Annotated in this window: 24 protein-coding genes; 17 read left to right on the plus strand and 7 right to left on the minus strand. The window is 69.4% G+C overall.

From position 1 onward, the window contains the following. The first annotated feature begins 122 nt into the window (after positions 1–122). Positions 123–395, plus strand: a complete 273-nt coding sequence (locus tag ACMGFI_RS01560; protein ID WP_436906843.1) for a DUF7571 family protein — start codon at positions 123–125, stop codon at positions 393–395. Between the two features lie 129 nt (positions 396–524). Beyond that, a complete protein-coding gene (locus ACMGFI_RS01565; RefSeq protein ID WP_436906844.1) occupies positions 525–1,643 on the plus strand; it encodes an NADH:flavin oxidoreductase/NADH oxidase in 1,119 nt (372 codons plus the stop codon). A 9-nt stretch (positions 1,644–1,652) separates the two neighbouring features. On the opposite strand, the gene ACMGFI_RS01570 is transcribed toward ACMGFI_RS01565, so the two are convergent. Beyond that, a complete protein-coding gene (locus tag ACMGFI_RS01570) occupies positions 1,653–2,285 on the minus strand; it encodes a YIP1 family protein (RefSeq protein ID WP_436906845.1) in 633 nt (210 codons plus the stop codon). A gap of 152 nt (positions 2,286–2,437) precedes the next feature. On the opposite strand from ACMGFI_RS01570, the gene ACMGFI_RS01575 reads away from it, so the two are divergent. The 3 genes from ACMGFI_RS01575 to ACMGFI_RS01585 are packed head-to-tail and all read left to right on the plus strand — an operon-like array spanning position 2,438 to position 3,469. Next, entirely contained in the window at positions 2,438–2,731 is a 294-nt protein-coding gene (locus ACMGFI_RS01575) for a hypothetical protein (protein ID WP_436906846.1), read from the plus strand. A gap of 22 nt (positions 2,732–2,753) precedes the next feature. Then, a complete protein-coding gene (locus ACMGFI_RS01580; RefSeq protein ID WP_436906847.1) occupies positions 2,754–2,948 on the plus strand; it encodes a hypothetical protein in 195 nt (64 codons plus the stop codon). 2 nt (positions 2,949–2,950) lie between these two features. Next, complete coding sequence (locus ACMGFI_RS01585) at positions 2,951–3,469, plus strand: stage II sporulation protein M (RefSeq protein WP_436906848.1); 519 nt, start codon at positions 2,951–2,953, stop codon at positions 3,467–3,469. An 18-nt stretch (positions 3,470–3,487) separates the two neighbouring features. Here ACMGFI_RS01585 and lipP1 read toward each other — a convergent pair whose 3' ends face one another. Next, positions 3,488–4,441 (minus strand): LipP1 family hormone-sensitive lipase, encoded by a 954-nt coding sequence (lipP1, locus tag ACMGFI_RS01590; RefSeq protein WP_436908825.1) that lies wholly within the window; start codon positions 4,439–4,441, stop codon positions 3,488–3,490. A 253-nt stretch (positions 4,442–4,694) separates the two neighbouring features. On the opposite strand from lipP1, the gene ACMGFI_RS01595 reads away from it, so the two are divergent. After that, positions 4,695–5,903: a CaiB/BaiF CoA transferase family protein gene (locus ACMGFI_RS01595; protein ID WP_436906849.1), complete on the plus strand. Its 1,209-nt coding sequence runs from the start codon at positions 4,695–4,697 to the stop codon at positions 5,901–5,903. A 12-nt stretch (positions 5,904–5,915) separates the two neighbouring features. Here the strand turns inward: ACMGFI_RS01595 and ACMGFI_RS01600 are convergent, their stop codons facing one another. Further along, positions 5,916–6,545 (minus strand): TetR/AcrR family transcriptional regulator, encoded by a 630-nt coding sequence (locus tag ACMGFI_RS01600; protein ID WP_436906851.1) that lies wholly within the window; start codon positions 6,543–6,545, stop codon positions 5,916–5,918. A gap of 127 nt (positions 6,546–6,672) precedes the next feature. Between ACMGFI_RS01600 and ACMGFI_RS01605 the strand changes: the two genes are divergently transcribed. Further along, positions 6,673–8,028 (plus strand): amidohydrolase family protein, encoded by a 1,356-nt coding sequence (locus ACMGFI_RS01605; protein WP_436906853.1) that lies wholly within the window; start codon positions 6,673–6,675, stop codon positions 8,026–8,028. Positions 8,029–8,113: 85 nt separating this feature from the next. Then, positions 8,114–8,998 (plus strand): fumarylacetoacetate hydrolase family protein, encoded by an 885-nt coding sequence (locus ACMGFI_RS01610; protein WP_436906855.1) that lies wholly within the window; start codon positions 8,114–8,116, stop codon positions 8,996–8,998. A gap of 31 nt (positions 8,999–9,029) precedes the next feature. Here ACMGFI_RS01610 and ACMGFI_RS01615 read toward each other — a convergent pair whose 3' ends face one another. Continuing rightward, entirely contained in the window at positions 9,030–10,040 is a 1,011-nt protein-coding gene (locus tag ACMGFI_RS01615) for a TatD family hydrolase (protein ID WP_436906857.1), read from the minus strand. 137 nt (positions 10,041–10,177) lie between these two features. Between ACMGFI_RS01615 and ACMGFI_RS01620 the strand changes: the two genes are divergently transcribed. The 5 genes from ACMGFI_RS01620 to ACMGFI_RS01640 all read left to right on the plus strand — a co-directional run bounded on the left by ACMGFI_RS01620 (position 10,178) and on the right by ACMGFI_RS01640 (position 12,906). Further along, complete coding sequence (locus ACMGFI_RS01620) at positions 10,178–11,221, plus strand: WD40/YVTN/BNR-like repeat-containing protein (protein WP_436906859.1); 1,044 nt, start codon at positions 10,178–10,180, stop codon at positions 11,219–11,221. A 2-nt stretch (positions 11,222–11,223) separates the two neighbouring features. Then, the gene (locus ACMGFI_RS01625; protein WP_436906861.1) at positions 11,224–11,619 is read left to right on the plus strand and encodes a DoxX family protein; all 396 of its coding nucleotides are present in this window, start codon (positions 11,224–11,226) and stop codon (positions 11,617–11,619) included. A gap of 129 nt (positions 11,620–11,748) precedes the next feature. Continuing rightward, positions 11,749–12,153: a universal stress protein gene (locus tag ACMGFI_RS01630; RefSeq protein ID WP_436906863.1), complete on the plus strand. Its 405-nt coding sequence runs from the start codon at positions 11,749–11,751 to the stop codon at positions 12,151–12,153. 123 nt (positions 12,154–12,276) lie between these two features. After that, a complete protein-coding gene (locus ACMGFI_RS01635) occupies positions 12,277–12,585 on the plus strand; it encodes a hypothetical protein (protein WP_436906865.1) in 309 nt (102 codons plus the stop codon). Positions 12,586–12,642: 57 nt separating this feature from the next. Then, entirely contained in the window at positions 12,643–12,906 is a 264-nt protein-coding gene (locus tag ACMGFI_RS01640; RefSeq protein ID WP_436906867.1) for a DUF7553 family protein, read from the plus strand. Between the two features lie 526 nt (positions 12,907–13,432). Here the strand turns inward: ACMGFI_RS01640 and ACMGFI_RS01645 are convergent. After that, complete coding sequence (locus ACMGFI_RS01645; RefSeq protein ID WP_436906868.1) at positions 13,433–14,563, minus strand: BGTF surface domain-containing protein; 1,131 nt, start codon at positions 14,561–14,563, stop codon at positions 13,433–13,435. 200 nt (positions 14,564–14,763) lie between these two features. Beyond that, positions 14,764–16,005, minus strand: a complete 1,242-nt coding sequence (locus tag ACMGFI_RS01650; protein WP_436906870.1) for an ornithine cyclodeaminase, nickel-pincer nucleotide-dependent — start codon at positions 16,003–16,005, stop codon at positions 14,764–14,766. 113 nt (positions 16,006–16,118) lie between these two features. Here ACMGFI_RS01650 and ACMGFI_RS01655 point away from each other — a divergent pair, with 113 nt between their 5' ends. From ACMGFI_RS01655 to ACMGFI_RS01670, 4 genes are all read left to right on the plus strand, one after another. Continuing rightward, entirely contained in the window at positions 16,119–16,367 is a 249-nt protein-coding gene (locus tag ACMGFI_RS01655) for a DUF7996 family protein (protein ID WP_436906872.1), read from the plus strand. 101 nt (positions 16,368–16,468) lie between these two features. Then, on the plus strand, positions 16,469–19,039 hold the full coding sequence (locus ACMGFI_RS01660; protein WP_436906874.1) for a heavy metal translocating P-type ATPase: 2,571 nt from the start codon (positions 16,469–16,471) through the stop codon (positions 19,037–19,039). A 484-nt stretch (positions 19,040–19,523) separates the two neighbouring features. Further along, positions 19,524–20,144: a rod-determining factor RdfA gene (rdfA, locus tag ACMGFI_RS01665; protein WP_436906875.1), complete on the plus strand. Its 621-nt coding sequence runs from the start codon at positions 19,524–19,526 to the stop codon at positions 20,142–20,144. 126 nt (positions 20,145–20,270) lie between these two features. Further along, a complete protein-coding gene (locus ACMGFI_RS01670; protein WP_436906877.1) occupies positions 20,271–22,211 on the plus strand; it encodes an archaea-specific SMC-related protein in 1,941 nt (646 codons plus the stop codon). 569 nt (positions 22,212–22,780) lie between these two features. Here ACMGFI_RS01670 and ACMGFI_RS01675 read toward each other — a convergent pair. Then, complete coding sequence (locus tag ACMGFI_RS01675) at positions 22,781–24,421, minus strand: aryl-sulfate sulfotransferase (protein ID WP_436906879.1); 1,641 nt, start codon at positions 24,419–24,421, stop codon at positions 22,781–22,783. Positions 24,422–24,443: the final 22 nt, after the last annotated feature.

Raw genomic sequence — 24,443 nt, forward strand, 5'->3', positions numbered from 1 at the left:
GGTGAAAGGGCTTCCGACCGCCGGTCCCCGCGGTCGGAGCGGTCCGCGCGATGGACACCGGTGAAATACCGCGACGGCGGCAGAACTATGTGACTGAGTCCCAAGTGTGTGAGCGTATCGCAATGAAACCGTGTCAGAACTGTCAGGCGGTCATCGACGAGTACACCCTGGACAAACAACTCGAACCCCTGCGGGAGCTGACGGTCGACGACTTCAACGTCTGTGGCGACTGCGTGACGGTCGCCGACGACGCGTGCGTGGAGTGCGGCGGCGCGGTCTACGTCCCCCGGAGCGCGGACGCGAGGCCGGACTTCTGCCCGGCCTGTCGGTCCGACCGCATCGAGCGGACGGGCCGCGATCCCGGCTGGCACCTCGGATCGCCCTCGACGACCTGACGGCGGGCGGCCGCGACGGGCTCGCCCCACGGCAGGTGCCCCCGAATCCCGGTTTTGCGCTCGACCGAGAAACCGGAAAGCCCCGCGGCGGGCGGGCGATACTTGGGGGTCCGGCGGCTAGACACGCCGATGACCGATCTGTTCGACCCGCTCGAACTCCGGGCGACGACGATCCCCAACCGACTGATGGTCTCGCCGATGTGCCAGTACTCCTGTGAGGCCCGCGACGGGCGCGCGACCGAGTGGCACCACGTCCACCTCGGCTCGCGCGCGGTGGGCGGCGCCGGCCTCGTCATGGCCGAGGCGACCGCCGTCGAGAAGCGCGGCCGGATCACCCCCGAGGACCTGGGGATCTGGAACGACGACCAGGCCGACGCGCTGGCGCGGACGACCCGCTTTGTCAAGGAGCAGGGCGCCGTCCCGGGCATCCAGCTGGCCCACGCCGGCCGCAAGGCCTCGAAGAGCCGGCCGTGGGAGGGGAGCCGCCCCCTCTACCCCGACGACGGCGGCTGGGAGGTCATCGGCCCGAGCGGGAACCCGTGGCCCTACGAGGACGACGACGGCGACCCGGTCGACGCGCCGCCGACCCGCGAGATGGATCAGGGCGACATCGAACAGGTGATCGACTCGTTCCGCAGCGCGGCCGAGCGGGCCCGCGACGCCGGCTTCGAGGTCGCCGAGGTCCACGCGGCCCACGGCTACCTGCTCCACGAGTTCCTCTCGCCGGTGACCAACCACCGCGAGGGCGACTACGGCGGCGACTTCGAGGGCCGAACCCGCCTCACCCGGGAGGTCACCGAGGCCGTCCGTGGGGTGTGGCCCGACGGCAAACCGGTCTTCGTCCGGGTCTCCGGGACCGACTGGTTCGACGACCGCGAGTCGTGGACCGCCGAGCAGTCCGCCCGGCTCGCGGACCGACTGGCGGGGATCGGGGCCGACCTGGTCGACGTGTCCAGCGGCGGGATCGCGCCCGGCTCCTGGCCAGAGTACGGGGGCCCGAACTACCAGCTCCCCCTGGCCGAGACGGTTCGCGAGGAGTCCGAAAGCGACATCGCGGTCGGGACGGTCGGCGGGATCACTACCCCGGAGCAGGCGGGGGCGGTCGTCGCCAACGGCCGCGCCGACCTGGCCATCGTCGGCCGGCAGTTCCTCCGGGACCCCTACTTCGGCCTCCGTGCCGCCGACGCGCTCGACGCGACCGACGAGGTCTCGGGGCCGCCCCAGTACCGCCGGGCGTTCGGCTTCTGAGCGGGCGGTTCAGAGTGCGACCGTCGTGACCAGTCCGTGGAAGTCGACGGCGAACGTCACCGCCACCGGCGCGCCGACGGTGGCCAGCCCCTCGCGGTGACTCAGGTCGCGGCTGTGACTGACCGCAGAGGCCCACAACAGCGCCTGCCAGGCGAGCACGACCAGTCGCGTCAGGGAGGCGACGAACAGCGGCGGCCGGCTCCGGAGCCCCTGGACGAACGGTTCGAGCTGCGCCGGGTCCTGCGGGACCGTCACGTGCTGGAGCGTGTACTGGAGCATCGCGGCGCCGAACGCTCCCTGGAGGACCAGCGGGAGGAACCCCCAGCCGGTGAGCAAGAAGAGCGTCCGGAAGCGACCCTCGCCGTCGAAGTAGACCGAGATCGTGTGGAACGACCCCGCGTAGATGAACCACAGCCCGAAGATCCCCAGTGACCCACCCGCCGCACCGATGAGCGTCACGACGCGCGCGATCGTCTCGCTCCGGCCCGAGAGCGCCTCCGCGAACGCCGGCAACACCAGTACCGTGTTCAGGTTGATCGCCACCCCCGCGACGAGCACGACCGCCACCGGCGCCGCGAAACTCGGATCCGAAGACTGGCGCGCGAAGAACTCGTCCGGATCACTCAGTAGCGCCCCGATCACAGTCGCATCCGAGTTGTGACAGTCACAAAAACTTTTCTGAGGGCGATATATAGATATATACATTACAATGGTTGAGGTAGACTGAAATTAAATTAAGTATCGTTGACTTTATTGTCGATCGCAAACAACACGCTCGTGGGTGAGAACCCGATATGAACGCGAACGTAACCGCGGATCAGTTCGACGTATCGGAGGACCGACTCGTCGCGATCCTGACCGCGCTGGCGATCGTCGGCGTCGTCGGGACCGTCGCCTTCGGGGGTCTGACCGACGGACTCCTCCACGCCGCGTACTACATCACCGACAGCGGAGCGGCCGCGGGCGGCGCCTCGGCCGGGACCGGGGCGGTCGTCGGTGCCGGAATCAGCGCGTCGTCGCTGAGCGGCGTGGCGCTGGCCGGCGCGGTCACCGGCGGCGCCGGCCTCGTGGTCGCCGCGGGCGCGTGACCCGACCCCGCCACCGTAGCACATGAGTCACACTGACGGAACCGCGGACCGACGCGTCGCGAGCGTCGCCGTCTTCGCCGGGGCAGTGGCGACTGCCGGCGTCTACGCGGCGTCCGACTACGTGACGGTAGAACGCACGGTCACCGTCGCGTCCATCCCGGTGCTGGCCGCCGGGCTCGTCGCGGCCGGCGCCGTCCTGTACTGGCGCGCCGACTGACCGTGGTCCGGACGCCGCGTCTCGACCGTCCGCTCGCGGCGTCGGCCGCCGTGTTCTGCGTCGGCCTCCTCGTGGGAGCGGTGCTCGCCCGGACGGCGGCGTCGATCCCGCTCCCGTCGGTCGACGGGCGCTCCGCGTGGTTCTTCCTCGCGCGGAACGCGACGGTCGCCGTCGTCATGTACGTCGGCAGCCTCACGTTCGGGGCGGTCACCGCCGTGACGCTGGCCTACAACGGGTTCGTCGTCGGCTACGCCGTCGCCGGCAGCGAACGGGTCGCGCGGTCCGTCCTGCTGGTCGCGCCCCACGGCGTCTTCGAACTCCCCGCGTTCGTGCTCGCCGGCGCCGCGGGACTGCAACTCCCCGCCGAGGTCGTCCGGTACCTGACCGGGGCACAGCCGACGCTACTCAGACGGTCGGCGGTCGTCCGGAGCGGCCGCCGGTTCCTGCTCGCGCTGGGCCTCCTGGTCGTCGCCGCCTGGGTGGAGGCGGCCCTCACGCCAGCGGTTGCAGGCGCCGTCTGAGCGGCGAGCGCGCCGCTCTCACGCGCGACCGAGCGCCCCCCGCAGGTCCGCGGCGACCTCGTCTACGGCCTCGCCCGCGCGGTCCACGTCCTCCGACAGCATCCCGACGAACCCGTGGACCATGTCGGGGTAGTTGCGGAAGCGGACGGAGACGCCGTCGCCGACCAGCCGCCGGGCGTAGGCGATCCCGCCGTCCCGAAGCGGGTCGAACCCGGCCGTCACGACCGTCGCCGGCGGGACGCCCGAGAGGTCGCAGGCCCGCGAGGGGTCCGCGTAGGGGTTGCGCCGGTGGATCTCCGTCCCGTAGTAGCAACGGTCGAACCAGCGGATGTCGTCCTCGCTGAGCACGTATCCGGTGTACTCCCGCATCGAGGCCTGGTCCTCGCGGGTGCCCACCGCGGGGTAGATCAGGCTCTGGTAGTCCAGGTCGGGGCCGTCGCGCTCCGCGGCCATCAGCGCCGCGACGGCGGCGAGGTTGCCGCCGGCGCTGTCGCCGGCGACCGCCAGGCCGCCGTCCGGGTCCAGCACGTCGGCGCTCGCTTCCGGATCGGCCGCCCACTCCAGGGCGGCGTAGGCGTCCTCGACGGCCGCCGGGAACGGGTGTTCCGGCGCGAGGCGGTAGTCGACCGAGACGACCTCGCAGCCGCTCTCGACGGTCAGCCGCCGGCAGAGGTGGTCGTGGGTGTCCAGGCTCCCGACCACGAAGCCGCCGCCGTGGTAGAAGACGACCGTCGGGTACGGGCCCGCGCCGGTGGGCCGGTAGCGCCGGACCGGGATCTCGCCGCCGGGACCGGGGATCGTCAGGTCGGTCGTGTCCCCGACTGCGGGCGGGTCGTCGTCCTGAAGCCACAGGCCGACTTTCGTCAGGAGGCGGGCGCCGCGGGCGCCCAGCCTCGACAGGCCGACCGGCCGACGCCAGCGCCGCGAGCGCAGCACCGACTGCACGTCGGGATGGGGTTCGTCGGCCGCCAGTCGGGGTCCGTCGCCGTCCCGCTCGGTCCCGTCGCTCGCGTCAATGTCAGCCGTCCGCAGGAACTCCTCGGCGTCCATGACCGGCGTGATGGACCGACCTGTCAATAGCGTACCGCTCTCGGAACCCCGAGCGGCTGCCGGCCGATCCCGACGACCCCGCCACTAACCGTTAAGTGCCGCGGTTTACCACCTAGTAAGCGGCGGCGAGCGCGGCCAGCGGTAGTTTTACCATTCGGTAAACCCAACGGCGGGTATGGCAGCCGACCGCAAGATACTGGACGGGATCACCGTCGTCGACCTCTCGACGTTCGTGACGGGCGGGTTCGCCTCGTCGATGCTGGCGAACCTGGGCGCCGACGTTGTCAAGGTCGAACAGCCGGGCTACGGGGACGCGATCCGCCACACGGGGCCGCCGTTCATCGAGGGCGAATCGCCGTACTACTGGACGGTCAACTACGGCAAGCGCAGCGTCGAGCTGGACCTGAAAAACGACGAGGCGCTGGCGGCGCTGTACGACCTGATCGAGGAGACCGACATCTTCGTCCAGAACTTCCGACCGGGGACCGCCGAGCGGCTCGGCGTCGACTACGAGACGCTGTCCGGGCGCAACGACGACCTGATCTACCTCGCCATCTCGGCGTTCGGACAGACCGGCCCCTGGCGCGAGCGGTCGGGCTACGACCTCCTGATCCAGGGGATGGGCGGGATCATGGACGTGACCGGCGAGGAGGGCCGCCAGCCCGTCAAGGTCGGCCTGCCGATGACGGACCTCATCACCGCGATGTGGGCGGCGTTCGGCGCGACCTCGGCGCTGTACCGCCGGGAGCTGACCGGCGAGGGCGAGTACATCGACCTCGGCATGCTGGAGTCGGTGCTGCCGTGGCTGACCAAGCAGGCCGGGCAGGTGTTCGCCGGCGAGACGCCGAAGCGGATGGGGACGAAAGATCCCGTGCTCGCGCCGTACCAGACCTTCGAGACGGGCGACGGCTACATCAACGTCTGCATCCTCAACGAGAAGCTCTGGGGGGAGCTGTGCGAGGCCATCGACCGGCCGGACCTGGTCGACGACGAGCGCTTCGCGCAGAACGCCGCCCGGGTCGAACACCAGGACGAGCTGGAGGCCGAGATCGAGGCGACCCTGGCCGAGAAGACGACCGACGAGTGGATCGAGGTCATCGCCGAAGACGCGGGGGTGCCGGCCGGTCCCGTCTACAGCGTCGAGGAGGCGCTGACCAACCCGCAGGTCGAGGCGAGAGGTGCGGTCTCGGAGATCGAACACCCCGAGATCGGCGATGTCCCGGTCGTCGAACACCCGCTGAAGTTCGAGGGGGTCGACAGCGGGTTCGAGCTGCCGCCGCCGCTGCTCGGGGAACACAACCGCGAGGTGTTCCGCGACCTGGGGTACAGCGAGGAGGAGGTCGACGAACTGGAAGCGATGGGCGTCTTCGGCGAAGACGAGTAGGTCGCCGGCCGCTCAGGCGGGTCCTGGCTCGTCGTCGACGTACAGCGAGTCGAGGACGAACGCCTCGATGGCGGCCCGCGTCTCCTCGGGGGCGTCGTCGTGGCCGAGCGAGAGGCGCCGCTCGCGGCCGACGTGGATGGCGTCGGTGACGAACTGGCCCATGCGCTCGGCGTCGACGTCGCGGAACACCCCCGCCTCGATCCCGTCCTCGACGACGCGGACGATGCTGTCTCTGATCGCGTCGTAGTGCTCGTCGAGGATGGCCTGATGTTCCTCGTCGTTCTGGGCGTGGGCGAACAGCTCGTGGTAGACTTTCATCCGCTCCCAGTGGCCGAACTCGTCGAACCCGGGTCCGAACAGGCACTGCTCGATGCGGGCCTCGAGTTCCGCCCGCGGGTCGTCGTACTCCTCGACGTCGATAGCGCCCTCGTACTGCTCGGCCACGTACTCGAGAAACGACGACATCAGGTCCCGCTTCCCGCCGAAGTGGTAGTGGATGACCTGCCGTGTCAGCTCCATCTCCTCGCCGATGTCGCGCATCCGGAGGTCGCTGTACCCGTGCTCGCTCAGCGCGCGGAAGGTCGCCTCCATGATGACCTCCCGCGTGTCCTTCGACCCGACCGTCTCCTCGGTACTGCCCATACATCCACTCTATCCGCTCCCGTACTTATATTGATGGTTCCGCGCAACCGGTTTACCGCACGGTCTTACCGTACTGTCTTACTGCCCGGTAAACTTATGCCGACTCGGTCGAACGGTACGGGTGAACATGACACGAACGATCATTCGGGACGGGACGGTCGTGTCCCTGGACCCGGACGTGGGGCAGTACGACGAGGCAGACGTGCTCGTCGAGGACGGCGAGATCGTCGAGATCGGGCGCGGGCTCTCGGCGTCGAACGCCGAGGAGATCGACGCGAGCGACCACATCGTCCTGCCCGGGTTCGTCGACTCGCACATCCACCTCGCACAGACCCAGGTCAGGGGCATCGCCGGGGACTGGTCGCTCATGGGCGAGTACTTCGACCACATGCTCGGCAACATCACCGGGCTCTACCGGCCCGAGGACATGTATCTCGGCGGCCTCTTCGGCGCCTTCGAGAAGCTCCACACGGGGACGACCACGGTCCTGGACTGGTCGTATCCCAACTCGCTCGAACACGCCGAGCGGGCCGTCGACGCGCTGCAGGACGCCGGTCTACGCACGGTGTACACCTACGGCCCGCCGGGCGACGACGCGGCGAAGTGGTGGTTCGAGAGCGACGTGGGCCTCCCGGAGGAGAACATCCGGGAGGTCTACGACGGGACGATCCGCGACGACGACCGGCTCAGCCTGGGCCTCGGGCTCCGGGGGCCGGACTTCTGCGTCGACGAGACCGCCCGCGCCGACCTGGAACTCGCACGCGAACTGGACGCCCTGGCGACGGTCCACATGGGCGCGGCGCTGTGGCCCTCGTCGGTCTACGGCGAGGACTACCAGGGCTTCGGCTGCCTCCACGATATGCTCGGCCCCGACGTGAACGTCGCCCACGGGAACCACTTCGCCCAGGAGGACGTCGACCACGCCGTCGAGCAGGGCGTCTCGTTCTCGTCGACGCCGGAGGTCGAGATGCAGATGGGTCACGGCATCCCGGTCACCGACAAGGTGCTCGAAGCCGGCGGGCGGCCGACGTGGGGCGTCGACGTCTGTTCGAGTATCAGCGGCGACATGGGCTCGCAGATGCGCATCGGGCTCCAGCTCCAGCGGATGTTCGACAACCAAGCGGTCCTCGAGGGCGACGAGGAAGTGGGAGAGGTGAGCATCTCGTGTCGGGACACCCTGGAGATGGCGACCATCGAGGGCGCGAGGGCTCTGGGTCTGGAGGACGAGATCGGGACGCTGACCCCGGGCAAGCGCGCGGACATCCAGCTGCTCCGGACGGACGACTTCATGACCGCGCCGAACCACGACCCGGTCCAGACCGTCGTCTTCCAGGCCGACCCCTCGCACATCGACACGGTGATGGTCGACGGCGAGGTCGTCAAGCGCGGCGGCGAACTGACCAGTCCCCTCGTCGACGAGGAGTTCGACCGGTTCGTCGCCTCGGGCGAGCGCCTGCTCGACGAGGCCGGCATCGACGCGTGACCGGGACCGACCTCCCGACCGCAGCGGCATTCGCCGACGCGAACCGACCCGACTTTGCGGTGCGACCGCAAACTGCGACACGACCATGAGAGTAGGACAATACAGCGCGGACGGCGAGCGACCGTGGTGTGGCATCGAAACCGACGAGGGCGTCGTCGCCCTCCCCGAGGCCGGGGCGGCCGCGGGCGTCGACATTCCGCGGACGACCGGCGACCTCCTGGCGACCTGGGAGTGGCGCCGCAAGGCGGACCTCGCGGTCGAGCACGCGACCGAGACCGGCGAGGGGCTCCGCGAGCCTGCCGATCTGGATCGGCACGCGCCGGTCACCGGCCCCGAGAAGGTGGTCTGCGTCGGCCTCAACTACCGCGACCACGCCGAGGAGGGCGACAACCCGATCCCCGACACGCCCGTCCTCTTCTCGAAGTTCCCGACGACCGTCAACGGGCCCGGCAACACCGTGCGCTGGGACCCCGATCTGACCGAGAAGGTCGACTACGAGGCCGAGCTGGTCGTCGTCATCGGCGAGGAGGCCCGCCGCGTCGACCCCGACGAGGCGATGGACCACGTCGCCGGCTTCACGGTCGGCAACGACGTGTCCGCCCGCGACCTCCAGCACGGCGACGGCCAGTGGATCCGCGGCAAGAGCCTCGACGGCTTCGCGCCCACCGGTCCGGATCTCGTCACGCGCGACGAGGTCGACGACCCCCACGACCTGGACATCTGGGCGGAGGTCAACGGCGAGCGCCTGCAGGACTCCTCGACCGAGGAGTTCATCTTCGGCGTCGACGAACTCGTCTCGTTCTGTAGCCAGGCGTTCACCCTCAAGCCCGGCGACCTCCTCTTCACGGGGACGCCCCCGGGCGTCGGCGTCTACCGCGACCCGCCCGTCCTGCTGGAGGACGGCGACGAGGTGACCGTCGGTATCGAGGGCCTGGGCGAACTCACGAACGACTTCGCCTACCTCGACTGAGCGGCGAGCGACCGGAGACCGATTTCTCGTTTCAGTCGTCGAACCCGAAGACCTCGCGCTGGTTCTCGAACACGACCTGCCGGATGTCCGCGGGGTCGATCCCGTAGCGGTACAGCTCGAAGATCGCCCGCTTGAGCGCGAACGGGTCGGTCCGGAGGACGTTCGCGCAGTCGGTGTCGACCATGATCCGGCCGGGACCCCAGCGGTCGATGGCGTCGGCCACGTCCGCCGCGTCCACGCCGACCAGCCAGGAGTGGCCGATAGTAAAGCTCGCGTAGCAGTCGGTCTCCTCCATGAGGTACTCGATGTTGTTGGGATCGGCGTGGGAGGCGACGACCCGTTCCTCGGAGAGCCCGGCGTCGTTGGCGGCCGCCACGTCGATCTCGACGGCCTCCAGGTGCGGGTTCTCGCCCTCGATGACGGGGTCCTGTCCCAGGCCGGTGTTCTTCTCGTAGCCGGGGGTCCCGCCGGGCGGGCGGACGTACTCCCGCTTCGAGTCGGTCCCGGTGTTGGGCGTGTGGAGGATGACCGGCAGGTCGTGGTCCGCCGCCAGTTCCATCTGCGCCTCGACGACGGCGCGCTGCTCGTCCAGATCCCAGGCTTCGGCGTGCTGGGCGGGGGTGACGCCCGTCTCACCGACCGTGACGACCTCGTCGAGTTCGCAGTAGTCGGCCATCGCGTCGAGCAGTTCGTCGGGGTTCTCGATCCGGACGCCGGTGTGGACGCCCAGCCCGAGTTTCGCCTCGAAGAAGTGGTCGCGCTCGATGGCCGCCCGGCGGTTGATTGCGTCGTCCCAGAGGTAGCGCACGTCCTCGGCGCGGACGGGCTTGTAGGGGGTCCAGTGATACCCCGAGGAGACCATGATCATCCCCTCGCAGCCCGACAGCGCGTAGCGCTCGCGGTCGGCCCACGAGAGCGTGTGTGCGTGGTTGTGCGCGTCGATCCAGGGCAGGTTCAGCAGTTCGGTCGGCGGGTCCACCCGGTCGGCGTCGTCGAGATACGCCGCGTCGGTCGGCCGCCTCGTCGGCTGTGTTCGTGTCATAGTAGTCCTGTCGCGGAGATCCGGCAATGAGCCGCTCGCCGCGCCCGAAGCGCTCGAACGCCGCTTCGGTCCGCTGGCACTTAGCGTTTTACAGCTTGGTAAACCTTTATGCGGTCCCGATCCCATTGTGCCACTGTATGACACTGTTGATCGGGACAGACGCGGGACTGCACCGGGTCGACGACCTGCCGTTCGAGGACGGCGAGGCTGAGCAGGTACTCGACTGCGGGGTGGTGACGGCGGTGAGGACCTTCGACGGCGTCGACGGCGTGTTCGTCGCCTCCTCGGAGGGGGCCTACCGGTCGACCGACGGCGGCGACACCTGGGAGGACCTGGGGGTCCCCATCGGAGATCGGTTCTGGCACGCCGGGACCAGCGAGGTGTGGTCGATCCTCGGGACCGACGACGGCGTGCTGTACGCCGGCACGAACGACCCCTACGTCTTCCGCTCGACCGACGAGGGCGAGACCTGGTCGGAGCTGAAGGGCTTCCGCGACCTCCCGTCGCGGGGCCACTGGGAGTCGCCGATCGACCCCCACTATGCTCGGCTCCGCGAACTTCAGCAGGTCCCCGGTCGACCCGAGCGACTCATCGCCGGCGTCGAGGCCGGCGGCATCCACCTCAGCGACGACGGGGGTCGGACCTGGACGGACCGCCGGGACACCATCGTCGACGACGTACATCAGGTCCTTCCGATCTCCGAGGACGTGTGGCTGGCGACGACGGGGTACCTCGACCACAACCTGGAGAACCTGGGACTCGGCCACGCCGTCGGCGAGGGCGGCCTCTGGCGGACGGTCGACGGCGGCGACTCCTGGACCCGACTCGACCGCGGCAACGACTTCTCGTACATCCGCCGGGTGTTCGTCCACGACGGCCGCGTGTTCTTCTGCGGCGGCGAGGAGGCCCCGCCCGCCTGGGTCGAGGACGAACACGAGGTGGCGCTGTTCGAGTCGACCAACTTCGGCCGCGACTTCGAGCGGGTCGCGTTCCCCGGCGAACCCCACGAGGTGATCGAGACCTGGGATGTCTACGAGGGGAGCGTCGTCTGCGGGTCCGGGCTGTTCGACGTGCCCGACGCCCGCGACGACGTGCGCGGCCGGGTCATGCGCCGGACCGACGGCGAGTACGAGACCGTCGGCCGCGTCGACGCCAACGTCAGCCGGATCGAGGCGATCTGAGTATGGGGGACGCACAGTCCTCCCCGCCGTCGGCGCTCGGTCGCCTGCTGTACAGCGGCGTGCTCGCGTACATGGCGCTGGACGGGTTCCGGAACAACGAGAAACGCGTCGCGGTCGCCGAGGAGAGCGGCGTTCCGATGCCCGACGTGATGGTCCCGTTCGTCACCGGGATGCTGTTCGTCGCCAACCTCGGGATCGCGCTCTGGAAGTACCCCCGCGCCTCCGCCGGCGCCCTGGTCGTCTTCTTCCTCGGCACCACGCCCGTCATCCACAGCTTCTGGACGATGGACGGCAAGGAGCGCCAGGGCAACAAGATCAACTTCCTCAAGAATCTCGCCCTGCTCGGCGGCGCCGTCGTCCTCCTCGAGGCGGCCGACCGCCAGCAACGCGAGGCGTGACGACTCCGCCTCATCCCGCCTCTTTCTCCGGGACCCCGCGGATCCGCGAGCAGTCGACCCCGCTCTCTACCCCGCCAGCGCCCCGTACGACCGCCTGGATTTATCATCGTCGTCGATGAAGGTAGCGCCATGACCGATCTCGTGGTCGGGACGGACACGGTCGAATCGAGCGAGGCGCTGTCGGCGTACCTGCGGCGGGTCGTCGAGCCGGAGGACACGATCTACGTCGTCAACTCACTGGAGGGCGGCGAGGACACGAGCGGCGAGGACATCCGGGCCGGCGAGGACGCCATCGAGGCCGTCGTCGACGCCCTGGAGGATCTGGCGGTCGACGTCGAGACCCACCAGTTCGTCCGCGGGAACGAGCCCGTCGAAGACCTGATGACCTTCGCACAGGAGATTGACGCCGACGAGTTCGTCGTCGGCATCCGCAAGCGCACGCCGGTCGGCAAGGTCGTCTTCGGCTCGACCGGTCAGAACCTCCTGCTCGGGACCGACCGGCCTGTGCGCTGCGTCCCGCTGGTCGAATCGTAGCGACGCGACGACCGGCGAGGTGCGGAGCGCGCGGCGCCCGCCTCGCGCGGGCAGTGCCGACGCCGCGCCCGGGCGAGCGGGCCGGAAGACTGATTCCGGCGAGCCGCGAACCGCTCTCCGTCCATGTCCCCGAGGCTCCGCTCGCTGCTGACCGACTGGGAGTTCTGGCAGGCCGCGACGCTGGTCTCGCTGGCGATGTGGCTCCTCGCCAGATCGACCCGGTTCTACTTGATGAGCGCCCTCCAGTCGCTGGCCTGGTCGCTCCACGGGACGGTCCCCGGCGTCCCGCAGGCCGGCCTCGACGGGATCCGCCCCGTCGTCGACGCCTTCGTCGCGCTGTGGCTCCCGCTCGCGCTCTGTTCGTTCACGGTCGGGTTCTTCGCGTTCCACGTCGACGCCGAACGACGCCGCGCGGCCGACGAGGAGCGGTGACCCCGTCCGAAGACGTTCTCCGCAAGGATTAGGAGGGCCAGTCGAGAACCGTCGGCCATGACACGCGAGAACCTCGCGGACGCGAGCACGACACTCGAATCGGCGGCCGACGAGACCGGCGACGACGACGCGGCCGAGCGACTGGCCAGCCTCGCCGACCAGCTCGACACGCTGGCGACGCGGGACCGCGACCCCGACCACGGCCGCCTCGCCCGCATCGAGAACGCGCTCAACGACCTCGAAGACACCGACGTGGGCGACAGCGTCGAGTCCGCCCACGAGTCGGTCGTCGCCTTCCGCGAGACCGTCGAGGGCGTCTAAAGACCATGTTTTTCGCGGAGGGGTGGGCAAACCACGCCCACCCCTCCGCCAAAAACATGGGTGAAAAAGGCCGCCTCCGCGGGGCTCCGCCCCGCTCCGGCGGTCGAACCGCGCGCCGCAGGCGCGCGGATGCTCAGTGCAGGGGACGTAGATATCACGCTGGCATCCGCCGAGCGAACGAAGTGAGCGAGGCGGTTCGCCGTCAGAGCGAACGCTGACGAGCCTGCGGTCGGTCGCGGTGCTCACTCCCGCAGACACCGGACGCGAGGGAGCGAAGCGACCGAGTCGTCCGGCATTTTTCCCCACGTTTTTCCAGCGGAGGATTCCCGCAGCGCGCCCCCGGCGCGCGAGGAACTCTCCGCTGGAAAAACGTGGGTTCGCATCGCGAACTGAGCAAATCACGGACAGAGGCCCCGGATACGCGACAGACAGAACGGGCGGAAACGGGCATCGGGGAACCGACACCCGGTGGGGAGAAATTACAGAAGCGTGGAAGCCTGACAGTACGCGGAACGGGCTACCGAACTTACTCGACCACCTCGCCGTCGGCGATGGCGATCGTGTCACCGTCGTGGCGGACCGTGACTTCGAACGCCGAACCGGCCGATACCGTGCTCATGTTCACTGCGGTGCCGAACTCGCCACCCTCGGTGACGGTTGCCGACGCGCTCTTCAGGAACGGACTGGAGCCGCCCGCCGACCGGACCCGGAGGGTCACCTCCGTCCCCGCCGGCAGGTCCGTCTCGCCGGCGATCGACTGGTCCGACGCCGATTCGAGCGTCAGCGCGTCCCCGTCGTAGTCGAGGGTGGTGTTGTGGTCCTCGTCGGCGACCGGACTGGTGTCGTTCACGGGCTCCCTCGTCCAGTTGCCGTCGCTGGCGTCCGTCGTCGACACGTCGTTCTTGCCGCCGATCACGACCCCCTCGGTGGACGCGACGTCCGCGCCGTCGTGGCGGACGACGGCCTCGAAGGTCGTCCCGTTGGCGACGCCGACCAGGTCGACCTCGGCGGCGAAGGCGCCGTCCTCGTCGACGGTCGCCGCCCGCTGGACGAGGAACGGCGACGCGCCCGCCGTCGACGTCAGTCGGACGGTCACCTCGGTCCCGGGCGCCAGGTCCGTCTCGCCGCGCACGGTCTCGTTTTCGAGCGCCGCGAGCGTGAGCCGGTCGCCCTCGTAGGCGAAGGCGGTGCCCGAATCCGAGCCGTCGGAACCGTCGGTCGGCGTGACGCCCGCGACGGCGCTGACGCGGGCGCTCACGTTCGCCAGTTCGGTCCCGTCGCGGACGACAGTCGCCCACGCCGAGGCGTCCTCGGAGACGCGCGAGAGGTCGACGGTCGCCGAGAACGCACCGCCCTCCTCGACCGTCGTCGACTCGGAGACGAGGAACGGACTGTCACCGTCCGAGACGACCCGCACCGCGATCTCGGTCCCGGGCGACAGATCCGTCTCGCCGGCGATGGTCTGGTTCGGCGCGCCCGCCAGCGAGAGGTGGGCGCCGTCGTAGGCGACGGTCGTCCCGTTCCCAGCGGGGTCGGGCGTCGCGGTCGAGTCGGCGGGGCCGTCGCCCCCGAGCGGGACGCCGCCGGCCGACACCACGGCGACGGCGGCCACGAGGACCACCGCGACGGCGCCGACCGTGCCGTAGGTGCGATTCACCGGATCACCCCCGTTGTGACGCGGGAGGGCTGTCCGCGGTCGGACCACAGGGGGCCGACCGCCTCGATTCGGTCGCGGGGTGGACGGTCTGCGTGCATCCCACCTCCGGCTACAGCCGACTGGTAAGTAGCCCCGGCGGATGCTTAAATTTCGGTTTGAACGGCGTCAGACGCTCACGGACGGTGGTCTCCGATACGCGACTACCCCTCGTCCAGCAGGTGGTCGGCGAGGATCGGGACGAAGGTGCCGATGTCGGTGACCATCCCGACGGCCTGGTCGCTGCCGCGGTCGAGTAGCTGGGTGACCGTGGCGGGGTTGATGTCGACGCAGACGGTCCGGGTGGTCGAGGGCAGGCAGTTGCCGACGGCCACGGAGTGCAGCATCGTCGAGAGCATGAGCACGAGGTCGGCCTCGTGGGCCTGCTCGCGGATGGCGTTCTGGGCCTCCATCGAGTCGGTGATGGTGTCCGGCAGGGGGCCGTCGTCGCGGATGGAGCCGGCGATGACGAACGGCACGTCGTTCTCGACGCACTCGTACATGACGCCCGACTCGACGGTGCCGCTCTCGACGGCCTCCTCGATGCCGCCCTCGCGGATGATCTCCGAGATGGTGTAGATGTGGTGTTTGTGGCCCTTGCGCGGGTGGTCCAGGCTCTCGGTGTCCATGCCCAGCGAGGTGCCGTACAGGTCCCGTTCGAGGTCGTGGACGGCGAAGCCGTTGCCGATGGAGAGCATGTCGACGAAGCCCTCGCGGACGAGGCGAGCGAGGTCCTCGCGGGCGCCCGAGTGGATGAGCGCGGGGCCGCAGACCGCGAGCACGTCGCCGCCCTCGCGTTTGGTCTCCTCGATGGCGTCGCCGACCTGCCGGATGGTCGACTCCGAGGGGCGCTCCGAGGAGACGCCGCCCTGCATGAACCCGAAGGCGCCCTCCCGGTCCCGGGGGCGCTCGGGCGGGCTCACGCGGATGCCCGTCTCGCCGGTGACGACGGCGGCGCCCTCCTCGACGGCGCTCAGCACCTTCGTGTAGGCGCGGGGACCGCCGTTGTCCCCCTCGCGGTCCTCGACGATCACGGCGCAGTCCATCTCGATGTCCTCGACCTCGACCCACTCGCCGTCGATGCGGACCTCGGTGGGGTGGTTGGTCGTCGAGTAGAACCCGTAGGGGACGACCTTGTCCTTGGGGGCGCGCTGGAGCGTGGCGTCTTTCGGGTCGGAGGGGTTGGCGCCATTTTGATGGAGTTCGTGGACGATGGACTGGAGCGTCTCCTCGTCGTCGGCCTCGACGAGCAGGCGGGCGTAGGACTCCTCGGTTTTCTCGCGGCCGATCGCGAACTCCTCGACCTCGAAGGAGCCGCCCATGTCCATGATGATGCCGAAACAGGCCTGCATCATCCCCGAGTCGATGATGTGGCCCTCCAGTTCGACCTCGCGCGCGGCAGTCATGCCCGGAGCCACGGCGGGGGCGAGTAAGTCGTTTTGGATGGGCGCCGACCGCGACCGCCGGTTCGTCGCCCGCATCGATCCGCTTACCTTCGGCCCGGTCCAATTCAGAAGCAATGGACTACGGAGACATCGCGCTCGCGCTCGCACTGCTCGTCGGGATCGCGCTGACCGGCCAGGTCGCGGGGCTGGTCGAGTCGGCGGGCTTCGAGGGCCTCGGCAGCGTCGTCTGGCCGGTCGGCTACGGGAGCGTCGTCCTCGCCGCGTGGTACGTCTGGATCCGCCCGATGGACCTGGGCGTCCCCGACCCCGACGGCACCGACCTCTGGGAGACCGACGAGGAGCCGACCGACCCCGACCGGTAGCGGAGTTATTAATCGAACGCGTTTGTTTTAGTAAACCGAAGCAATTCATCCCCGGTTCGTAGCAGCGGAGTTAATACGTCCCGACGACCTAGCTCCGAGTAATGACGGACGACCCGAACCGGTCCGACGGCCCGAGCGGCCCCGAGAGCGCCGGAACCGGCGCCGGGGACCGTCGTCGCGCCGACGACGCCGACGGCGTCAGTGCTGACTCCGGCGGCACCGATGGTGCCAGTGTCGACGCCGCCAGTGCCGACGCCGCCGATGCTACCGACACCGGGGACGCGTGCTACGAGTCCGACGGCTGCGACACCGCGGCTGCTGACGCGGACGACGGCGAGGTCGCCGAGGGGACCGAGGTGCGGTTCTCGGTGCCGGAGATGGACTGCTCGTCGTGTGCGAGCAAGGTCGACACAGCACTGGCCGACCGCGAGGGGGTCGTCGCGACGGATCTGCAGCCCACGACGGGGACGGCGAAGATCACCTTCGACCCCGAGCGGACCTCCCGGGCGGACCTCGTCGCGGCGGTCGAGAGCGCCGGCTATCCGGTCGCCAACGACGGGAGCGGGAGCGCGGGCGGCAATGGGGACGACGCCGCGGTCGAGACGGAGAGCGTCTTCCGGACCGCCCGCGCGAAGAAGACCGCGCTCAGCGGCCTCGCCCTCGGGCTCGGCCTGCTCGTCCAGTTCGGGCTCCCCGGGCTGAACACCCCCCTCCTCGCGGCCGCGGGACGGGAGCTGCTGGTCACGGACGCGCTGTACCTGCTGGCGGTCCTCGCGGGCGGCCAGGTCATCGTCCGCAACGGCTACTACTCGGCGAAGAACCGCAGCCTCGACATCGACTTCCTGATGTCGGTCGCCATCCTGAGCGCGGCGGGCATCTCGCTGGCCGTCCCCGGCCTGCACTTCTACGTCGAGGCGGCGTCGCTGGCCTTCCTGTTCAACGTCGCCGAGCTGCTGGAGCGGTACTCGGTCGACCGCGCCCGCAACTCCCTGGAGGAGCTGCTGACGCTCTCGCCCGACATCGCCACGGTCCGGCGGACCGGACCCGACGGCGAGCCCGAGCGGGAGGAGGTCCCCGTCGAGGACGTGGCCGTCGGCGAGACCGTCCTCGTGGAGCCCGGCGAGAAGATCCCGATGGACGGGACAGTGATAGAGGGGTCGAGCGCGGTCAACCAGGCGCCGATCACCGGCGAGAGCGTCCCCGTGGACAAGGAGCCCGGCGACGAGGTGTTCGCGGGGACGATCAACGAGCAGGGCTTCCTGGCGGTAGAGACGACCGCCGCGGCGGGCGACACGACCATCGACCGGATCGTCGAACTCGTCGAGGACGCCCAGGCGAACAAGACCGAGCGCGAGCAGTTCGTCGAGCGCTTCGCCGACTACTACACGCCCGCGGTGGTCGTCGCCGCCCTGCTGGCCACGTTCGTCGCGCCGCTGGTCTTCGGCGGCGGCTGGGCGACCTGGTTCGTCCGCGGCATCTCCCTGCTCGTGATCGCCTGCCCCTGCGCGTTCGTCATCTCGACGCCCGTGACGGTGGTCTCGGGCGTCACGAGCGCCGCGAAGAACGGCGTGCTGATCAAGGGCGGCAATCACCTCGAGGCGATGGGCGACGTGGACGCCGTCGCCTTCGACAAGACGGGGACGCTCACCACGGGCGAGCTGTCGGTGACCGACGTGATGGGGCTGAACGGCAACGACGAGGCCGACGTACTGCAGTGCGCCCGCGCCGTCGAGCGCCGGAGCGAACACCCCATCGGCGACGCCATCGTCGCCCACGCCGACGAACGGGGGGTCGCCGACCGCGAGGTGACCGACTTCGAGTCGATCACCGGCAAGGGCGTCCGCGCGGACCTGGACGGCCGGACCCACTACGCCGGCAAGCCCGGCCTGTTCGCCGACCTCGGGTTCGACCTGGACCACGTCCACCTGAGCGGCGACTCCGACCCCGTCACGGATGGAGGGGTTGCGGTCGAGCGCGCGAAACAGCCCTGCGCGGACCGTGACGACTGCGTCGACCTCCGGGAGACGGTCCCGCGGCTGCAGTCGGCGGGGAAGACGGTCGTGCTCGTCGGGACCGACGAGGAGATCGAGGGGCTGGTCGCCATCGCCGACGAGGTGCGCCCGGAGGCCCGCCGGACGGTCGAGCGCCTGCGCGAGCAGGGCGTCGCGCACCTCGTGATGCTCACCGGCGACAACGAACGGACCGCCCGCGCGGTCGCCGAACAGGTGGGAGTCGACGAGTTCCACGCTGACCTGCTCCCCGACGAGAAGGTCGGCCGTGTCGAGGCGCTCCGCGAGGCGTACGACACCGTCGCGATGGTCGGCGACGGCATCAACGACGCGCCCGCGCTGGCGACCGCCACCGTCGGGATCGCGATGGGCGCCGCGGGGACCGACACCGCCCTCGAGACCGCCGACGTGGCGCTGATGGGCGACGACCTCTCGAAGCTGCCCTACCTCCACCGGCTCGCCCGGACCGGCAACGGGATCATCCGTCAGAACGTCTGGGGGAGCCTCCTCGTCAAGGCCGCGCTGGCCGTCGCCATCCCGCTGCCGTTCGTCGCCGTCCCCCTCTGGTTCGTCGTCCTGGCCGGCGACGTGGGCATGACCACCGCGGTCACCGCCAACGCGATGCGCCTCGCCCGCCTCCGGCCCGACTCGACGGCCGCCTGAGCCCGACCATCGCCGACGGATCGTATTATACGATATCGATAATGATAGGATACATGAATGAATTTTTATCGTTACGGCCATTTCGACCAGTCACGGCCACGGTCCCAGTTCACCCGCTATCTCCGGATCTCACGTCCGTTTTCGGACCCGGACAGCGTCTTTCCATTCGAGAGTCACGTTCGAACGCTCGATGCCATATCCAGCCATTTTAGAGGTTTTTCAGCCGAAAGTGCGAACGATAGACGGAGACTGTACGTCGGAGATACATAATATATTCACTAATGAGAGTTACGGAACACTTCCGGGAGAATCGAGGCCGGGGAGCGGGCCGGCGTGGCCCGCGGCGGTCGGCCCGCGATCGTCGGGACGGTCGGATCCCGACTGGGCGCAGTCGGGACGGATCCGACGGGATCGGATCCGGTGTGAACCGCCGACGGGGCGGCGAACGGAAGACCTATCAGCGAGTCCGTGGTAGCGGGTGTGCATGACGAATCGACAGGACGAGCGCCCGGACAACAAGGTGGAGCGGGTCGTCCGCAAGTACGACCTGGGGGACCTGGGCCGGGAACTGGAGCGGCGGTGGACGGGCGAGGGGCGCGAACGGCAGAGCCTGCGCGACCTGGCGGATCTGTTCAACCGGCGGGTGCTGGAGAGCGCCATGGACGAGGCGGGCGTCGTGACGCTGCAGGGGGAACTGGAGAACATCTACGAGTTGCTCACCGGGGACGACGTGACCGAGGGGGCTCGCACCCAGGCCCGTAACCGGCTCGAACGGGAGGGGATCGACGTCGACGACCTCCGGAGCGACTTCGTGAGCCACTACGCGGTCCACACCTATCTGCGGGACTACCGGGACGCCGAGTACGAGGCCGGCGACGACGGCGACCAGCGCGAGAAGTCGATCGAGACGGTCCAGCGGCTCACCAGCCGGCTGAACGCGGTCACCCGGCGCAACGTCGAGAACCTCCGCTCGACCGACCGGCTGGACATCGGACCCGTCGACGTGCTCGCGGACGTGCAGGTCGTCTGCCAGGAGTGTGGCCGCCAGGAGGACCCGATCGACCTCATCGAGCGGGGCGGCTGCCGGTGCCGCGTCGACGAGTAGTCCTTACACTCGTATGTGTGTAATTCGCCGCGAGGGCTCCGGGACCGCGAGGTATCGACGGGACCGGGCCCGGACGGCGAGTGGTATTGCAGTACTTTTATCCGCCGGTGACGGCCACCGGTACACATGGGAGCGACTGACAGTACGGCGAAGCCGGTAGATGTCGCCGTGGAGAACGTGGGCGGGATCGACAGGACGGAGGTGTCGTTCTCCGCGGGCGTGACGATCCTGACGGGGCGCAACGCGACGAACCGGACATCGCTGTTGCAGGCGATCATGGCGGGGCTTGGCAGCGACAACGTCTCGCTGAAGGGCGACGCCGACGAGGGACGCGTCGAGCTGACCGTCGGCGAGGAGACGTACACCCGGACGCTCGAACGCCGGAACGGGACCGTCGTCACGGGCGGCGATCCCTACCTCGAGGACGCCGAGATCGCCGATCTCTTCGTCTTCCTGCTGGAGTCGAACGAGGCTCGCCGGGCCGTCGAACGCACGGAGAACCTGCGCGACCTCATCATGCGGCCGGTCGACACCGCCGCCATCGAGTCGGAGATCGAGGAGCTCCAGGCGGACCGCGAGGAGGTCGAGGAGCGGCTCGACGACCTGCAATCGCTGCGGCACACCCTGCCGGACCTCGAACAGCGCCGCCAGGAGCTGGAGTCGGAGATCGAGGAGAAGCGCGCGGCGCTCGACGAGAAGAAAGAGCAGATCGAGGAGGCCGACCAGGACCTCGGGACCACCCGCGACCAGCAGGCCGAGCTCGAGGAGGCGCTGGAGTCGTTCCGCGACGCCCGCTCGGACCTGGAGGACGTGCGACACAACCTCGACAGCGAGCGCGAGAGTATCGACGCCCTGGAGTCGGAGATCGAAGAGGTCGAGGCCGAGCTGACGGAACTGCCCGAGGAGGCGGGGGCCGACGTGGACGGCGTCGAGGAGCGCATCGAGCGGCTGCGCGACCAGCGACAGACGCTCGACTCGACGGTCAACGAGCTCCAGAAGGTGATCCAGTTCAACGAGGAGATGCTGGAGGGGACGAGCTCGGACGTGGTGGCCGCGCTCCGCGACGAGGGCGACGGGGAGGTGACCGACCGGCTCGTCGACGACCAGGTGGTCTGCTGGACCTGCGGCAGCGAGGTCGACCGCTCGGCGGTGGAGTCGACCCTCGACCGCATCCGCGAGCTCCGTCAGACGAAGCTCTCCGAGCGCCAGGACCTGCAGTCGGAGATCGACGACCTGAAGACCGAGAAGGCGACCTACCAGGAGCAACAGCGCCAGCGCTCCCAGCTCGAGGACCGTCGGCGGCGCGCCGAATCCGAGCTCACACAGCGCCGCGAGCGCGTCGAGGACCTCGAGGTCGAGCGCGACCGGCTGGAGGAGCGCATCGACGAGCTGGAAGACGAGGTCAACGAACTCCAGGACGAGACCCACAACGACCTGCTGGAGCTGCACCGCGAGGCCAACGAACTCGAGTTCGAGATCAGCCGCAGCCAGGACGACCTGGAGGAGGTCTCCGAGGAGATAGAGCGCATCGAGACCGAGCTCGACCGCCGGGAGGACCTGAAGGCCGAGCGCGAGGAGCTGTCCGACCGCATCGAGGAACTGCGCACCCGGATCGACCGCATCGAGACGGAGGCGGTCGAGCAGTTCAACGACCACATGGAGTCGGTACTGGAGATGCTCGGCTACGGGAACCTCGAACGCATCTGGATCGAACGCAAGCAGGAACAGGTCACGGAGGGGCGCCGCCGCGTCGAGAAGCCCGTCTTCGACCTCCACGTCGTCCGCTCGACCGAGGACGGCACGACCTACGAGGACTCCATCGACCACCTCAGCGAGTCCGAGCGCGAGGTGACGGGGCTCATCTTCGCGCTCGCGGGGTATCTCACCCACGACGTGTATGAGACCTGTCCGTTCCTCCTGCTGGACTCGATCGAGGCCATCGACTCCGACCGCATCGCCCGCCTGGTCGACTACGTCGCCGAGTACGCCGAGTACGTCGTCGTCGCCCTGCTCGAAGAGGACGCCCGCGCGCTCGACGACGACTACCAGCGGGTCACCGAAGTCTAGCCGCGCCCTCGCCCGCCCGATCCTCGACACTCGTACCGACCCGGAACGGTCCGGAGCGGCCCGCCCGGTCCGGTTCCGCGTATTTTTTACTCGGAGCGTACTCAATATTTAGAATGATAGAGTTCCCGGATACCATACGAGATATGATGGTTTTACGGAGCGGCGACGGCGGACGGGTTCGTCGTGGGTGATCGTCCCAAATTCCACATCAGGGGAACTTATATCCGTACTCTCGGCGTTTCGACCGATCGCTCGAACGAACCGCTGAGGGCTTCGAGAGTCCCGACCGGGATCCGGAAACCGGCAGACGCTGCGGCGATCCGTCCCCTGAACTGTTGTTTCTATCTCCCGAACGAACGTTTCTAAAAAGATGAAGAACGTATGCTTCAACCGAACACTCCGATATCGAAGTATTATTAGTATCTGGTAATACCGTGGTCGGCAGCCGACGCGGGCGCCCTTCGCGGGCGGAGAGAGGTCGTTCTCTGGTGGAGCGTGGGGGTCGGACGAGAGGGGTGGTCCGTGGTGAGGGGAACGTCGTCCGGGGAGGACAGCGGAGCGGGAGACAGTCAGTGGTCGCGAGCGCGACGGAGGCGCGCGCGAAGCGAGGCGACGGGGGCGTACCGGGACCAGTACAGCTCGGTCCCGGCCCAGGTCAGGGCGGTCAGGGCCGCGAGCGCGCCGAAGGCCAGGTCGGTGAACCGGACCCAGGAGGGCGCGGCGTACAGCATCCCGTTGACGAGGAGGCTGGGTGTCAGCTCCTTGAGCGCGACCCAGACGGTCTCGACGGGGCCGCGGTCGGGGTGCGTGATCCGGCCGGCCGGCGGCGCAGCGCCGGCGTCCGCGTCGTGGCCCGCCGGCTGGAACAGGGGGACGCCGACGCCGGAGCGCGACCCCGACCCGCCGGCGGTCGTGCCCCGCTCGTCGCGGATCGACCGCATACTGTGCCCGCCCGCGCTCTCGTCGCCGGTGCCCAGTCGTTCCACGTCGTAGGGCATCCCGACGGTCACGGCCCAGACCACGCTCCCGTTGGGCGCGACCTCGGCGACCCGGTCGCCGTGCGTGTCGACGACCAGCGTGTTGTCGTTCGGCAGGCGGTCGGCGTCGCGGGGCCACTGGACGCGGCTGTCCCGCCAGCCCCACGAGCGGCGCCACTCGCCGTCCGCCGCCGTCGTCGCCTCGCCCGTCTCGGGGTCGACTCGCTGGTACTCCAGCACCCGGTTGTTCTCGGAGTCCGCGACGGTGATGGCGGGGCCGCCGCGCTCGGGCGGGATGTAGTCGGGGTTGTGCTGCTCGTAGAGGATGTCGTAGTTGTCCTCTTCGCCCAGCGTCCAGTTCGCGTCGACGCCCTCGCCGGGCTCGACGAACACGACCCGGTCCATGTTGCGGACGCTGACCATCAGCCGGCCGTCGGCCAGCACCTCCACGTCGTTGATGTGCGTCCAGTCGCCGGCCGCGCCGCCGGCGTCGGGGTCGAAGTACGAGGAGGCGTTCCACTCGTAGACCGTCTCGTCGGTCGTCGCGTTCACCACGCGGACGCTGTCCCGGAGGATGTCCGCGACGGCGACGTGGGTGTCGTTGATCCGGTCGACGTCGTGCCAGCGGCCGGAGTAGATCTTCGGCGTGAGCTCGCCGTAGACCGTCCGGGTCTCGCCGGTAGTCATGTTCACCCGCTCGAAGACGTTGTACGTGCAGCGCTCGGTGCTAACCGTCGCACACGCCTCGCCGTCGCGGTGCTCCGCCGCGAGGTACTCGACGGTGTAGGGTTTCCCCTCGACGGGGTCGACGTCGAAGTACACGCGGTAGTCGTCCTCGTAGTAGGCGACCTCGCCCGAGCGGTCGAACGCGACCAGCTCGGCCTGCTCGTCGGAGGCGTAGAACCCCTGCGTGCCGACGACGGTCAGGTCGTCGTGGTCGTGCTCGGCGGGGTCGACGAGGGCGGGCCCGTCGGCGGCGCTGGCCGCGCCGTCCGGCGAGCCGCCGGCGTCGGTGAGGCGGGCGTCGTCGGGCGCTGTGACGCCGCCCGGAGCGTTCTCGGGTGCCGCAACGCCGGTCGCGCCGGGCGCGGACTCCGCCGCGTCGGCGAGCGACCCGTGAGTGCGCGCGACGTTCGGCTCCGCCGTCGCGTAGCTGCTCGCGACCGCCCCCGCCGCGAGGACCAGCACGGCGGCGAACAGCGCGCGAGCGAGGCGTTTGGAGGGCCCGTCCATGTCCCTCACGTGTGTAATGAAC

The organism is Halosimplex marinum (assembly GCF_051414075.1).
GTDB classification, from domain to species: Archaea; Halobacteriota; Halobacteria; order Halobacteriales; family Haloarculaceae; genus Halosimplex; species Halosimplex marinum.